The following is a 13,439-nucleotide window of genomic DNA, read 5'->3' as shown; positions in this document are numbered from 1 at the left end:
ATGCCTTCGCACCAGAGCGGCGCATGCCGGCCTGCCTGCATGCCCGTGCGGGCCGGCACGCTTCATGCAATGGCCTCTGCCGAGTAGAAGCGTTCAGCGCAGCCGGCCATGCAACACCCGGCGGCGCCCGGAAATTGCTCGTTCGCACCGTCCGCGGGGGTGCATGCCACCCTGCGCGCCGGCCATTCGACCGAACTGTCGTCCGAACCGAAGAGCATCCGCCATGCAACGCCGCCACTTCCTCTCCAGCAGCCTTTCCACCTCCATCGCCGCCGCCGTGGGCGCCCCGCTGGGCCTGGGCCTCGCGCCCGCCGTCCACGCGCAGCGCAGCCTCGTGCCGCTGAAGTTCACGCTCGACTTCCGCGTGACCAGCCAGACCTCGCCCTTCTTCCTGGCGCTGGCCAAGGGCTACTACAAGGACGAGGGGCTGGACGTGTCCATCGACGTGGGCTCGGGCTCGGTGGCCTCCATCACCCGCGTGGCCAGCGGCGCCTATGACCTGGGCCTGGGCGACCTCAGCGCGCTGGTCGAATTCCACGCGCAGAACCCCGAGACGCCCGTGCAGGCCGTCTATCAGTATTACAACCGCGCGCCCTTCGTCATCATCGGGCGGCGGGACCGGGGCATCACCGAAGACTTCCTCTCGCTCAAGGGCAAGCGCGTGGCGGCAGCGGCCGTCGAATCCACCCGCCGCAGCTGGCCCATGGTGGCGCGGGCGCTCAAGACCGGGCCCGACCTGTTCGAGTGGGTGACCACCGATTTCAGCGCGCGCGACAACGTCATGGTGCGCGGCGACGTCGATGCCGCCACCTACTTCCACGACTCCGCCGTCTCGCTCTTCGCCCGCATCCCGCCCAAGGACCTGGCGGTGCTCGAATACAGCCGCGCCGGCCTGCAGCTCTACGGCAACGCCCTGCTGGCCGGCAAGCTGCTGCAAGAAAAACCCGACGCCGCCCGCGCCTTCCTGCGCGCCAGCAACCGCGCCCTGCGCGAAACGCTGGCCCAGCCCGATGCGGCGCTGGCCGCCATCAAGGCCCGCGAGCCCATCCTGAACATGGATGTGGAGCGCGAGCGCTGGGGCATCACGCGCCAGTACCTGAACACGGCCGAGACGCAGGCCATCGGCCTGGGCGCCGTCGCGCCCGCCGTGCTGGCCCGCCAGGTGGATGAAGTCGCCACCGTGTTCGGCCTGGCGCGCAAGCCCGCGCCCGAGCGCGTCTTCAACCCCGCCTTCCTGCCCGCGGCGGCCGAGCGCAAGGTGGCCGCATGAGCGCGCTCGCCACCGCCCTGCCCCCGCTCCCCGCCGAAGTGCCGCTGGACGAGCGCGACGGCCGCTACCTGCGCCAGGCCATCGCCCTGGCCGACAAGGCGCGGGCGCGCGGCAACCGCCCCTTCGGCGCCGTCATCGTGGCGGCCGACGGCACGCTGCTGGCCGAGGCCTGGAACGCCAACGGCGAGACCGGCGACTGCACCGCGCATGCCGAGACGTCGGCGATCCGCGTCGCCAGCCCCGCGCACGGGCGCGACACGCTCGCCGAGGCCACGCTGTATTCGTCGGGCGAGCCCTGCGTGATGTGCGCAGGCGCCATCTTCTGGTCCAACATCGGCCGGGTGGTCTATGGCATCGACGCCGAACGCCTGCGCGCCTTCCGCGGCGAGCGGCAGGACCAGCGCGACGCCGAGCTCTCCTGCCGCGACGTGTTCGACGCCTCGCCCCACCCCATCGATTGCATCGGCCCGGCGCTGATCGACGAGGCCTCGGCCTCGCACGTCGGCGCGTGGAAGGCCTGAGCGGCACCGGCTTTTACAGCCCAGACGGGCTGCAGCGCCCGTATATCATGCGCGTTCCGCTCTTCATTCGATAGCACGCACCGCATGACCTGGCACGCCCGCCTGCAACTGGACTACCGCCGCGAACACGGCCGCACCGTCGCCCGCTTCGAGCACAGCGGGCCGCTGCGCATCCTGCAAAGCCTCTACCCCGAGGGCGACGCGGTCTGCCACAACGTGCTGGTCCACCCGCCCGGCGGGCTGGTGGGCGGCGACACGCTGGACATCGCCCTGCGCGTGGGCGAAGGCGCGCACGGCCTGGTGACCACGCCCGGCGCCACGCGCTTCTACCGCTCGCTCGGGCCGCTGGCGCTGCAGCGCACGCATGCGGTGCTGGAGCCCGGCGCGCGCCTGGAATGGCTGCCGCTCGAAGCCCTGTGCTTCGACGCCTGCAACGCCGAGAACCGCCTGACCATGGAGCTGGCGCCCGGCGCCGAGATGATCGGCCTGGACGTGGCCGCCTTCGGCCTGCCGCACGCGGGCAAGCCGTTCACGCAGGGGCGCCTGCAGCAGCACATCGAGGTGTCGGGCCTGTGGCTGGAACGCGGCCGCATCGACGCCGCCGACGCGCTGCTGATGGACGGGCCGCTGGGTCTCGCCGGGCACCGCTGCCTCGCATCGCTCTTCTTCGTGGCGGGCTCGCCGCTTTCGCGCGAGCGGCGCGAAGCCGCGCTGGACTGCGCGCGCGCCGTGATCGATGCCGATGCGCTCGCGCCCCTGGCCGGCGCCACCGCGCCCAACGACCGCGTGGTCGTGGTGCGCGCCCTGGCCCCGGTGGTGGAGCCCGCCATGGCGCTGCTGCAGCGCGTGTGGGCCGCGTGGCGCGCCGAACTCTGGCAATTGCCGGCCGAGCGGCCACGCATCTGGTCGATGTAGTTGCTTGAAGCCGCCTCAGCCAGCGGCGAGGGGCGAGGTGCGGCTCAGGTCGTGCCGCTCCACCGGCAGGAATTCGCCCGCGTCGCGCACATAGTCCCAGCGCGTCAGCCAGCGCTGGTCGCCCCGGCCCTCGGGCGCCGGCAGGCGCTCCAGCGTGATGAGGCTGTTGGGCGCGCTGGCGCGCAGCCGCACCGACACCGCCGTGCCCGCCTGGGCCGACCAGAGGCCGCTGATAGGCTCCACCAGCCCCGGCTCGTGGGCGTGGCCCGAGAGCAGCAGGTCGGCCCCGGCCGCGCTCCAGCGCGCCAGGGCGCGTTCGGCGCGGTGCGGGCGGTGGCTGCGGTCCTGCGGGTGCACGGCGACCAGCGGGTGATGGCTGGCCACGATGCGCCAGGTGCCGGGCCGGGCCGCGGCCAGGCGCTCGGCCACCGCATCGATCTGCCGCACCGACAGGCTGCCGCGCTGGTGGCGCCACCAGCGCGTGGTGTTCACGCCCACCACCGCGAAGCCGTCGGCCTCGCAGGCGGGCTCCAGGGCATCGCCCCACCAGCGCGCATAGCGGTCGTAGGCATGGCCGCCCAGGCGCTCCCACCAGGCGAAGAGCGGCACGTCGTGGTTGCCGGGCAGCACCAGGCGGTGCTCCGCCGGCAGGGCGGTGATGAAGGCGTGGGCCTGCTCGAACTGCGCCGGCAGCGCGCGCTGGGTCAGGTCGCCCGACACCACCAGCACGCGCACGCCCAGCCGCGCCGTGAGGCGGGCCACCGCGTCGCACACGGCCGGGTCGTGGGCGCCGAAATGCAGGTCGGAGATGTGCAGCAGGACGCTCATGCGCGCGGCCTCAGGCGGGGGCGAGCCCGGCGGGCGGCACGGGGGCGGGTTCCGGCTCGGCGGCCGCGGCTGCGGTTTCGGGCACCGGGTCGTCATCCTTGGCGGTGGCCGTGGGCGCCACCAGCCACAGGGGGCGCTCGCCCACGCGGAAGCGGATCGGGGGCGGCATCCATTCGCGCTCGCCGTCGAAGGCGACCTTGACGCGCTGCGGCTTCCAGCTGGCGGGCTCGGCCACCATCTCGGTGCAGGCCAGGCTGGTGACCGATTCGTCCTGCCCCAGCTTGCCCAGGATGGCGTTGCCCACCATGCGGGCCGTGGAGGCATCGCCCTCGGGCGGGCGCAGCAGCACCACGGCCAGCCGGTCGCCGCCGGCCACGTCCTGCGCCTCGGCGATGCCCACCTGCTCCAGCTGCAGCCGGTTGTTGCCCACGAAAAGCGTGGAAACCAGGTGCTCCTGCTGCTGCAGCGGCGCGCCCTCTTCGGGCTGCACCGACACGCGCCAGCGGCGCGAGGCGCTGCCGCGCAGCACGCTCCAGATCGAAGAAAGGATCGCCACCAGCCGCGTGCGCCCGAAGCGGCGCGAGGCGCGCTCCCGGTTGTCCAGCAGGCGCGGGTAGAGGCCCACGCTGGCGTTGACCAGGAACATGCGCTGGTTGACGAAGCCCACGCCCACCGGCCGCATGTCGCCGCCTTCGAGCGCGGTGAGCACGTCCTGCACGGCCTGTTGCGGCTCCAGCGAGAGCGACTGGTCGCGGGCGAAATAGTTGAAGGTGCCCATCGGCAGCACGCCCATGGGCACACCCTCGGCCCAGGCGGCGGTAGCCACGGCATTGATGGTGCCGTCGCCGCCGGCCGCAATCACCAGGCCTCCGTCGGCCTTGGCGCTGCGCGCGGCCTCCAGCGACAGCTGCACGATGTCGGCCCGCGCGCGAGGCACATGCCAGCGCACGGCGCGCTGCCGCAGGTGCGGCACGGCGTCGAGCTTGGCGCGCAGCTGGTCCAGGTCGGCGCCGGGGCGCAGCGGCACGACGATGTGCAGGGGAGCATCGGCAGCGGGCCGGGGCGGCATATAGGCGGGGGAAGAGTTGTGCGTCATGTCGTGAACACCTTGCGTGCGGGCAGCGGCCGATTGTGGAACCCGCCAGGCCCCGCGGCACTGCGGCGCGCCGCCAGCCCGTGTCAGCCAATGCCGCGAAATGCCCCCAGAGGCGCATGGGGCCAGCGGCGCCCGGCGAGCGCGTGGGGACAATGGCCGGCTGATTTCCGACACCGCATGCCGATGACTTCCTTCCGCTTTCTGCCCCAGCCCTTCACCTCGCGCCCCCTCGCCGGAGGCCGCCCATGAGCGCCACCACTGCCGCCTGGGGCGCCTGGGCCGGCACGCACCCCGTCGCCGTGTGGCTGGCCGGGCTGGCGCTGGCGCTGGGCCTGGCCTGGGCGGTGCATGCCGGCAGCACGCGCGCAGCGCCCCACTACGCCCCCTGGGCCACGCGCCTGCCCCGCCCTTCCGGCCCGGTGGCGCTGGCCGCCACCATGGCGCTAGCGGGCGTGCTGCTCTGGGCCTGCGCCCATGTGCTGGCGCTGCTGGCCGACGCCTGGGGCCAGCCCACCGCCTGGGCGGCGCTGGACGACAGCCTGGCCGCCACCCTGCGCGCCAGCGCATCGACGCTCACGCTGACGCTGTTCGCGCGCCTCACGCACCTGGGCGATACGGCCGTGCTCGCCGTGCTGGCCGTGGTGGTCGCCGTGGCCCTCTGGCTGCGCGGGCGCCGCATGCTGGCCACCGGCTGGGTGGTGGCGCTGGCCGGCAATGGCCTGCTGACGCGGGCCTTCAAGCACAGCTTCGAGCGGGTGCGGCCCGTGCACACGCACGAGATCGCGGTGGCAGAAGGCTTCAGCTTTCCGAGCGGGCACAGCAGCTCGTCGCTGGTGGCCTACGGCATGCTGGCCTTCCTCGCCTTCCGGCTGCTGCCGGCGCGCTGGCACCGGCCGGCCCTGCTGCTGGCGGCGGCCGTCGTCGTCACCGTGGGCTGGAGCCGGGTGGTGCTGCAGGTGCATTTCGCCAGCGACGTGCTGGCCGGCTGGATCACCGGCAGCGCCTGGCTGGCCTGCTGCCTGCTGGTGCTGCGCGGCGCCACGCACTGGCACCGGCTGCGCAGGCCAGCGGCCTGAGGCCGGCTCAGCGCCGCGCGGCCCGATCGGAGCGCTCGGCCGCGAGCGACCAGGCGAAGATGCCCATGCCGGCCACGCTGAGCACCACGCCCACCCAGCCGGTCGAAGTCCAGCCCAGGCCGGCCGCGATGGCCAGGCCGCCCAGCCAGGCGCCCAGGGCATTGGCCACGTTGAAGGCCGAGTGGTTGAGCGCAGCGGCCAGCGTCTGCGCCTCGCCCGCCACGTCCATCAGGCGGATCTGCAGCGCCGGGCCGATGGCGACCACGGTGCCGAGCAGGAAGGTCGCCACCGCCGCCGTGGCCACATGGTGGGCGGCGAAGACGAAGAACACCAGCACGGCGGCCGACCACACCAGCAGCTGGCCGATGGTGCGCATGAGCGCCTTGTCCGCCATGCGCGAGCCCACCAGGTTGCCCGCCACCATGCCCAGGCCGAAGAGCGCCAGCACGAAGGGCACGCCGGACAGCGGCAGGCCGGCCACCTCGATCAGCGTGGGCTTGATGTAGCTGAACACCGCGAACATGCCGCCGAAGCCGATGCCGGCGATGCCCAGCGTGAGCCAGACCTGCTTGCGCTTGAGCGCCCCCAGCTCGCGCAGCGGGCTGGCGCCCTGCGGCGCCGGAATGTGCGGCACGCCGCCGCGCACGAGCGCCACGGCCAGCACGGCGATCAGCCCCACGAAGACGAAGGCGGCGCGCCAGCCGAAGACCTGCCCCAGCGCGGCGGCGATGGGCACGCCCACCAGCGTGGCGCTGGTGAGGCCCAGCATCACCAGCCCCACGGCCCGCGCGCGCTTGCCGGGCGGCGCGAGCGAGGCAGCCACCAGCGCCGCCACGCCGAAATAGGTGCCGTGCGGCAGGCCCGTCAGCAGGCGCATCGCGGCCAGCGAGTGGTACGTGGGCGCGATGGCCGAGGCGAAGTTGCCCAGCGCATAGACGGCCATGAGCGCCATCAGCAGCGCCCGGCGGCCCCAGCCGGCGGCCAGCACGGCAAGCACGGGCGCGCCCACCACCACGCCGAGCGCATAGGCGCTGATGACGTGGCCGGCTTCGGGGATGGAGACACCGATGTCGCGCGCCACCTCGGGCAGCAGGCCCATGATGACGAATTCGCCGGTGCCGATGGAAAAGCCGCCCACGCCGAGCGCCAGTACGGCGCGCAGCAGCGTGCGGCTGTCGTGTTCGGTGGAGGCTGCGGGAGCGAGGGAGTCGGGAGGAAGAGGCGCGGAGGACATGGCAGGCGGCGCGGCGCGGGTTCGGCGTTGCGGTTCGGGGTCGGCGGTGCGACCGGACGGCCGACCTTAGCATGCCCTTCGCCCCGGGCCTGATACGCAAAAGCGGTGCAGCCCGCAAAGGCTGCACCGCTTTTCGGTGTTCACCGCCGGCGGGCGGCGCGGCGAAGGATTCAGACCGCCGGCGCCGGCACGGTGTCGTCGGTCACCAGCGGGGGCAGCGGCTGGCCGTCCAGGGCCGCGTTCAGGCGGTCGCGGTCCAGGGCGTTTTCCCAGCGGGAGACGACCACGGTGGCCACGGCGTTGCCGATGAAGTTGGTCAGCGAACGGCATTCGCTCATGAAGCGGTCCACGCCCAGGATCAGCGCCATGCCGGCCACCGGCACTTCGGGCACCACGGCCAGGGTGGCGGCCAGGGTGATGAAGCCGGCGCCGGTCACGCCGGCCGCGCCCTTGGACGACAGCATGGCGACCAGCAGCAGGGCGATCTGGTGGCCCAGCGTCAGGTGCGTGTCGGTGGCCTGGGCGATGAAGAGCGCCGCCAGCGTCATGTAGATGTTGGTGCCGTCCAGGTTGAACGAGTAGCCGGTGGGCACGACCAGGCCGACCACGGACTTGCGGCAGCCGGCGCGTTCCATCTTCTCCATGAGCGACGGCAGTGCCGATTCGGACGAGGAGGTGCCCAGCACCAGCAGCAGCTCGGCCTTCAGGTACTTGATCAGCTTGAGGACCGAGAAGCCGCATGCGCGGGCGACGGCGCCCAGCACGACCAGCACGAACAGCAGCGAGGTGATGTAGAACGTGGCCACCAGTTCGGCCAGGTTGAGCAGCGAGCCGACGCCGAACTTGCCGATGGTGAAGGCCATGGCGCCGAAGGCACCCAGGGGGGCGAACTTCATGACGATGTGGACCACCTTGAACACGGGCACCGTCAGCGATTCCAGGAAGTTCTGCACCGGGCGGCCGGCATTGCCCGACAGCGCCAGCGCCACGCCGAACAGCACGGCCACCAGCAGCACCTGCAGGATGTTGTCACCGATGAAGGGGCTGACCAGGGTCTTGGGGATGATGTCCATGACGAAGCCGGTGAGGGTCATGTCATGCGACTTGGCGACGTAGGAGGTGACTTCCTTCTGGTCCAGGTCGGCCGGGTTGATGTGCATGCCGGCGCCCGGCTGCATCACGTTGGCCACCAGCAGGCCGACCACCAGGGCCAGCGTGGAGAAGGTCAGGAAGTACGCCATGGCCTTGCCGAACACGCGGCTGACGCTGCTCAGGTGCGTCATGCCGGCGATGCCGGTGACGATGGTCAGGAAGATCACCGGCGCGATGATCATCTTGATGAGCTTGATGAAGGCGTCGCCCAGCGGCTTGAGCGCGGCGCCGTAGGCCGGCTCGAAGTGCCCGAGCAGCACGCCCAGGACGATGGCGATCACCACCTGGAAGTACAGCTGGCGGTAGAAAGGCACAGGCAGGCGCGGCTGGCTGTGGGGGTCTGCGGCGGGAATGGCATGCATGGGGCGGTCTCCTGATCTGCGATGTGCACCAGCGGGGTGCATCCAAGGTTACGATTTGTACTGCTACGGTATTCCGGGACCGATAGCCCATTGGTATTAGCTCTGCGGCCCTCCCTCTGGAGCGCCGCACCAACCTAGGGAAACCCCTAAGAAGAGCGCACCACAAAAACGCCCGTCCGGGCCGCCCGGCCCTGGCGACAGCGCCCGCCGGGGGACAATCCGGCCCGTGCGCCCGATCCATCCCAACCACCGCCGCCTGCTCTGGACCCTGGTCGCCCTCATCGGCGGCATGGCGGCCAGCATGTTCCTGGCCGGAGAACTCGCCTGGCGCCATTCGCTGCGCGACGAGAGCGACACCGTGCAGCGCCAATTGGCGCTCTACGGCCAGACCCTGGGCCAGCGCATCGACCGCTACCGCACCCTGCCCGAGGTGCTGGCGCTGGACGACCAGCTGCGCGCCGCCCTCACCCACCCGCTCTCGGCCAGCGAGACCGACCGGCTCAACCGCAAGCTGGAAGAGGCCAACGGCGCCAGCCAGTCCTCCACCCTCACGCTGCTGGACCGCCAGGGCCGCGCCGTGGCCGCCAGCAACTGGCGAGCGTCCACCAGCAACGTGGGCGTGGACTACAGCTTCCGCCCCTACGTGCAGCAGGCGCTGGAGCAGGGCAGCGGCAGCTTCTACGGCATCGGCGTGACCACCGGCGAGCCGGGCTACTTCCTTTCCCAGGCCATCGTGGACCGCCAGGGCCGCACGCTGGGCCTGGTCGCGATCAAGATCGCGCTGCACGAGCTGGAGCGCGAATGGCTGCAGACGCCGGACGTGGTGCTGGCCTCGGACGCGCACGGCGTGGTCTTCCTCGCCAGCCAGGACGCCTGGCGCTACCGGCTGCTGCACCCGCTGGACGCGCAGGAGCGCCGCGAGCTGTCCGCCACGCGCCAGTATTCCGACCAGCCGCTCAGGCCCCTCGCCTACCGCACCGAAGAGCGGCTGGACGACGGCGGCATGCTGGCGCGCATGGATGCCCCGCCGCTGCCCGGGCAGGTGCTCTGGCATTCCCAGGCCCTGCCCGGCACCGCCTGGCAGCTGCACCTGATCCACGACACGCACAGCAGCGTGGCCAACAGCCGCTGGGCCGCGGCGGCGGGCGGCGGCAGCTGGCTGGCGCTGGGCCTGCTGGTGCTCTTCGTGCGCCAGCGCCAGCGCATGGCGCGGCTGCGCCAGCACAGCCGCCAGGAGCTGGAAGCCGTGCTCAAGCAGCATGCGCAGGAGCTGCGCTCGGCCAAGGACGGCATCGTGCAGGCCGCGCAGCAGGCCGCCCGGCAGACCGACATGGGCCTGGCGCGCAGCCTGGAGCACCTGCCGCAGGGCGTGGTCATCATCGACGCGCAGCTGCGGCTGGTGGCCTGGAACTCGCGCTACGTGCAGCTCTTTCGCTACCCGGCCGACCTGATGACGGTGGGCCAGCCCATCGAGGCCCTGCTGCGCCACAACGCCCGGCGCGGCCTGCTGGGCCCGCCGCCCGCCGAAGAGGCCATCGCCCGGCGCCTGCAGCACTTGCGCAGCGGCCAGCCGCACCTGCATGAAAGCGCCAAGGGCGACGGCACGGTGCTGGAGATCCGCGGCACCCCGCTGCCCGACGGCGGCTTCGTCACCAGCTATGCCGACATCACCAGCTACAAGAACGCGGCGCGCGAGCTGCGCTCCCTGGCCGACGCGCTGGAGCAGCGGGTGCGCGAACGCACGCACGACCTGGAGGCCGCGCGCCAGGAAGCCGAGCGCGCCAACCGCTACAAGAGCCGCTTCGTCGCCGCCGCCGTGCACGACCTGCTGCAGCCGCTGAACGCGGCGCGCATGTTCACCTCGCTGCTGCGCAGCCACCTGCACGGCGATGCGGCCCAGCATGCGGCCGACAGCATCGACGGCGCCCTCGCCTCGCAGGACGCGATCCTCAATAGCCTGCTGGACATCGCCCGCATGGAGTCAGGCCAGCTGGAAGTGCGCATCCGCGACGTGGCGCTCGGGCCGCTCTTGCAGGTGCTGGGCCACAACTTCGGCGTGCTGGCCGACAGCCGGGGCCTGAAGCTGCGCTGCGTGCCCACGCGCGCCGTGGTGCGCACCGACGAGAACCTGCTGCGCCGCATCGTGCAGAACTTCGTCTCCAACGCCATCCGCTACAGCCGGCGCGGGCGCATCGTGGTCGGCTGCCGCCACGAGGCGGGCCAGGACGGGCGCGGCGGCCATGTGCGCATCGAGGTCCACGACCAGGGCCCGGGCATCCCCGAGGCGCTGCAGGGCGAGATCTTCGAGGAATTCCGCCGCCTGGACGAAGGCAACGACGAGCGCGACCGCGGCGCCGGCCTGGGCCTGGCCATCGTCGAACGGCTGGGCCGGCTGCTGGGGCACGAGGTGGGCCTGCGTTCGCAGCTGGGCCGCGGCAGCGTGTTCTGGGTGCGCGTGCCGCTGGGCGATGCCGCCGCCATGCAGCGCCAGGGCGCGCCCGCCACGTCGCGCGAGCAGGAAGGCGACGCACCCCTGCACGGCAGCAGCGCCTGGGTGATCGACGACGACGGCCAGACCTGCGCCGCCACCCAGGCCCTGCTGCAGCGCTGGGGCTGCCAGGTGCCTCTGGCCGGCGGCGCGGCGCAGGCCCTGGCAGAGGCCCGCCCCGGACAGGCGCCGCAGCTGGTGCTGCTGGACGTGCACCTGGGCACGGGCCCCCAGGGCCCCGACGTGTATGCCGAGCTGTGCCAGCGCTGGGGCCAGGCGCCCGCCGTCATCCTGGTGACGGCCGAGCGCGACGCCACGCTGCGCCGCCAGGCGGCCGAGCGCGGCTGGGGCTTTCTCGCCAAGCCGGTGCGCGCACCAGCGCTGCGGGCGCTCATGAGCCAGACGCTGCTGCGGCTGCGCGACAGCGCGCGCGAAGCGGCCACCGCGCCGGACAATCAAAATCCATAGCAGGCAGCCCAGGAAACACCTGGGCTGCGGCCGGTTTCAAGCTAAATTCAAATCGATCCGATCCGCTCCGATCCGATTCAATTCGGCGCGTCGGCGTCGGCCTCCAGGCTCTTGACCAGCACCGCCGCCTGGGTGCGGCTGTAGCACTCGAGCTTCTTGAGGATGGCCGTCACATGCACCTTGACGGTGTTCTCGGCCAGGCCCAGTTCGTGCGCGATCTGCTTGTTGAGCAGCCCGTCGGCCAGGCAGAGCAGCACGCGGAACTGCTGCGGCGTGAGCTGCGCGAGCCGGCCGGCCAGCTCGGCGTCGGCCTCGGAACGCTCGGCCTCCATCGGCGGAAACCAGCTGCCGCCGTCCAGCACGGCCGTCACCGCCTCGCCCAGCGTTTCGGCCGGCGCCGACTTGGGGATGAAGCCCGCCGCGCCGAACTGCTGCGCGCGCCGGATCACGCGCGGATGGTCGTTCGACGAGATCACCACCACCGGCAGCTGCGGATATTCGCCGCGCACATGCAGCAGCGCAGAGAAGCCCCGCGTGCCCGGCATGCTCAGGTCGAGCAGCACCAGCTCCACTTCCGGGTGCTCCTGCAGCACCGCGCCGAGCGATGCGGCGCTCACCGCCTCCAGCGTGCGGTACTGCGGCACGCGCTCGTGCAGCACGTGCAGCACGGCGGCACGGAACATGGGATGGTCGTCGGCGACCAGCAGGGCGGGCGCGGGGGTGGGCTCGGTCATGGGGCTTGAGTCTGCCATGGCGGCGCACCGGCGCAGGCAGAGCCCCTTGCGCGGCCATTCCTTCCGCTGAAGGGCGGCCTTGGCTGGCCGGCCGGCCTGCCTGCCTGATCGGGCTTGGCTTGGCTGAGCGCTTCCCGTCAGATGGCGACCAGCCGCTGGATGCCTTTTTCCTTCATCTCGCTGCCCGGCCCGCGCGCGATGACTTCGCCGCGCTCCATCACCAGGTATTCGTCGGCCAGCTCTTCGGCGAAGTCGTAGTACTGCTCGCACAGCAGCACCGCGACGGGGTGGCCGTCCAGCCCCTCGTCGGCCAGGCGGCGGATCACGCGGCCGATGTCCTTGATGATGCTGGGCTGGATGCCTTCGGTGGGCTCGTCAAGGATCAGCAGGCGCGGGCTGGGCGCCAGCGCCCGGGCGATGGCCAGCTGCTGCTGCTGCCCGCCGGACAGGTCCCCGCCGCGGCGGCCGAGCATCTGCTTGAGCACGGGAAACAGCGTGTAGAGGTGCTCCGGCACGGGCGTGGAAGCGCTCTTGTAGGCCAGGCCCATGCGCAGGTTCTCCTCCACCGTGAGCCGCCCGAAGATCTCGCGGCCCTGCGGCACGAAGCCGATGCCGGCACGGGCGCGCTCGTAGGGCGTCTTGCCCTGGATGGGCTGGCCGTCGAAGGTGATGGTGCCGCTCTTGATGGGCACCAGGCCCATCAGGCTCTTGAGCAGCGTGGTCTTGCCGACGCCGTTGCGGCCGAGCAGGACGGTGACCTTGCCGGGGGCGGCGGTGAGGCTCACGTCGCGGAGGATGTGGGAGCCGCCGTAGTACTGGTGGAGGTTTTGGACGGTGAGCATGGTTTGTGGTGTTTTGGGCTGGTAGCGCTTGTTCTCTGCGCGCTCTTTGCTATCTTTTTGATAGTTGAGTTGTTTTGCTCTTTGGGCGCTACGGGGTCGTGGCGACTTGGGCTGAGAGATTGCTTTCCGGGGCCGGGTCTCGCCCCGGCGGGCGAGGTACTTTTCTTTGCTTCGCCAAAGAAAAGTACCCCAAAGAAAGGCGCCCCTGCTGTGCGTGTCCCTCCGCTGCGCTACGGGCAACCTGCGATGCTCGGTCGGCGGGTGCTGCCGCAGAACTCACTGCGCGCACTGCGTGCGCTCCGTTCGGACAGCTGCGGCAAGTCAGAGCACGAAGTGCGTGTGTCCTTCGGCACACGCACGCACCCGCCGCCCTGCGCTTCTCGGCACGCACAGAAGGGAGTGGGGAACCAGTCGGGCCATCGCTGCGCTCGGCCCTCGCACGGAGAAAGCCCA

General features: G+C 71.8%; 11 protein-coding genes. 5 read left to right on the top strand and 6 right to left on the bottom strand.

Annotated elements, in window-relative coordinates:
• The first annotated feature begins 223 nt into the window (after window positions 1–223).
• From BM070_RS12055 to BM070_RS12045, 3 genes are all read left to right on the top strand, one after another.
• Window positions 224–1,270 (top strand): ABC transporter substrate-binding protein, encoded by a 1,047-nt coding sequence (locus BM070_RS12055; protein ID WP_092939660.1) that lies wholly within the window; start codon window positions 224–226, stop codon window positions 1,268–1,270.
• Complete coding sequence (locus BM070_RS12050; RefSeq protein WP_092939659.1) at window positions 1,267–1,791, top strand: nucleoside deaminase; 525 nt, start codon at window positions 1,267–1,269, stop codon at window positions 1,789–1,791. The genes BM070_RS12055 and BM070_RS12050 overlap by 4 nt, the downstream gene beginning before the upstream one ends.
• Before the next feature lie 84 nt (window positions 1,792–1,875).
• The gene (locus tag BM070_RS12045) at window positions 1,876–2,706 is read left to right on the top strand and encodes an urease accessory protein UreD (protein ID WP_092939658.1); all 831 of its coding nucleotides are present in this window, start codon (window positions 1,876–1,878) and stop codon (window positions 2,704–2,706) included.
• Window positions 2,707–2,721: 15 nt separating this feature from the next.
• On the opposite strand, the gene BM070_RS12040 is transcribed toward BM070_RS12045, so the two are convergent.
• Both BM070_RS12040 and BM070_RS12035 read right to left on the bottom strand, forming a co-directional pair.
• Entirely contained in the window at window positions 2,722–3,534 is an 813-nt protein-coding gene (locus BM070_RS12040; RefSeq protein WP_092939657.1) for a metallophosphoesterase family protein, read from the bottom strand.
• Between the two features lie 10 nt (window positions 3,535–3,544).
• Window positions 3,545–4,630 (bottom strand): diacylglycerol/lipid kinase family protein, encoded by a 1,086-nt coding sequence (locus tag BM070_RS12035; RefSeq protein ID WP_245785197.1) that lies wholly within the window; start codon window positions 4,628–4,630, stop codon window positions 3,545–3,547.
• Window positions 4,631–4,875: 245 nt separating this feature from the next.
• Between BM070_RS12035 and BM070_RS12030 the strand changes: the two genes are divergently transcribed.
• Window positions 4,876–5,706 (top strand): phosphatase PAP2 family protein, encoded by an 831-nt coding sequence (locus BM070_RS12030; protein WP_092939656.1) that lies wholly within the window; start codon window positions 4,876–4,878, stop codon window positions 5,704–5,706.
• A 7-nt stretch (window positions 5,707–5,713) separates the two neighbouring features.
• Here BM070_RS12030 and BM070_RS12025 read toward each other — a convergent pair whose 3' ends face one another.
• Together BM070_RS12025 and BM070_RS12020 are read right to left on the bottom strand one after the other, a co-directional pair.
• Window positions 5,714–6,940 (bottom strand): MFS transporter, encoded by a 1,227-nt coding sequence (locus tag BM070_RS12025; RefSeq protein WP_092939655.1) that lies wholly within the window; start codon window positions 6,938–6,940, stop codon window positions 5,714–5,716.
• A gap of 170 nt (window positions 6,941–7,110) precedes the next feature.
• The gene (locus tag BM070_RS12020; protein WP_092939654.1) at window positions 7,111–8,454 is read right to left on the bottom strand and encodes a dicarboxylate/amino acid:cation symporter; all 1,344 of its coding nucleotides are present in this window, start codon (window positions 8,452–8,454) and stop codon (window positions 7,111–7,113) included.
• A 289-nt stretch (window positions 8,455–8,743) separates the two neighbouring features.
• On the opposite strand from BM070_RS12020, the gene BM070_RS12015 reads away from it, so the two are divergent.
• The gene (locus tag BM070_RS12015; protein WP_092939816.1) at window positions 8,744–11,410 is read left to right on the top strand and encodes a PAS-domain containing protein; all 2,667 of its coding nucleotides are present in this window, start codon (window positions 8,744–8,746) and stop codon (window positions 11,408–11,410) included.
• A 77-nt stretch (window positions 11,411–11,487) separates the two neighbouring features.
• Here the strand turns inward: BM070_RS12015 and BM070_RS12010 are convergent, their stop codons facing one another.
• On the bottom strand, window positions 11,488–12,144 hold the full coding sequence (locus BM070_RS12010; protein WP_092939653.1) for a LuxR C-terminal-related transcriptional regulator: 657 nt from the start codon (window positions 12,142–12,144) through the stop codon (window positions 11,488–11,490).
• A gap of 137 nt (window positions 12,145–12,281) precedes the next feature.
• Window positions 12,282–12,986, bottom strand: coding sequence for an urea ABC transporter ATP-binding subunit UrtE (gene urtE / locus BM070_RS12005; RefSeq protein WP_092939652.1), 705 nt, complete (start codon window positions 12,984–12,986; stop codon window positions 12,282–12,284).
• Between the last annotated feature and the right edge of the window lie 453 nt (window positions 12,987–13,439).

The sequence above is a fragment of the Paracidovorax wautersii genome, assembly GCF_900113035.1.
In the GTDB taxonomy this organism is placed as follows: Bacteria; Pseudomonadota; Gammaproteobacteria; order Burkholderiales; family Burkholderiaceae_C; genus Paracidovorax; species Paracidovorax wautersii.
Note: the sequence above shows the minus strand (reverse complement) of the source record. Positions and strands in the feature narration are given on the sequence as shown.

Excerpts from the sequence above, each read along its gene's own strand:
- BM070_RS12030 (WP_092939656.1), top strand. The coding sequence starts at position 4,876 with ATGAGCGCCACCACTGCCGCCTGGGGCGCCTGGGCCGGCACGCACCCC.
- BM070_RS12025 (WP_092939655.1), bottom strand. The coding sequence starts at position 6,940 with ATGTCCTCCGCGCCTCTTCCTCCCGACTCCCTCGCTCCCGCAGCCTCC.
- BM070_RS12035 (WP_245785197.1), bottom strand. The coding sequence starts at position 4,630 with ATGACGCACAACTCTTCCCCCGCCTATATGCCGCCCCGGCCCGCTGCC.
- BM070_RS12045 (WP_092939658.1), top strand. The coding sequence starts at position 1,876 with ATGACCTGGCACGCCCGCCTGCAACTGGACTACCGCCGCGAACACGGC.
- BM070_RS12020 (WP_092939654.1), bottom strand. The coding sequence starts at position 8,454 with ATGCATGCCATTCCCGCCGCAGACCCCCACAGCCAGCCGCGCCTGCCT.
- BM070_RS12015 (WP_092939816.1), top strand. The coding sequence starts at position 8,744 with ATGGCGGCCAGCATGTTCCTGGCCGGAGAACTCGCCTGGCGCCATTCG.
- BM070_RS12055 (WP_092939660.1), top strand. The coding sequence starts at position 224 with ATGCAACGCCGCCACTTCCTCTCCAGCAGCCTTTCCACCTCCATCGCC.
- urtE (WP_092939652.1), bottom strand. The coding sequence starts at position 12,986 with ATGCTCACCGTCCAAAACCTCCACCAGTACTACGGCGGCTCCCACATC.
- BM070_RS12040 (WP_092939657.1), bottom strand. The coding sequence starts at position 3,534 with ATGAGCGTCCTGCTGCACATCTCCGACCTGCATTTCGGCGCCCACGAC.
- BM070_RS12050 (WP_092939659.1), top strand. The coding sequence starts at position 1,267 with ATGAGCGCGCTCGCCACCGCCCTGCCCCCGCTCCCCGCCGAAGTGCCG.
- BM070_RS12010 (WP_092939653.1), bottom strand. The coding sequence starts at position 12,144 with ATGACCGAGCCCACCCCCGCGCCCGCCCTGCTGGTCGCCGACGACCAT.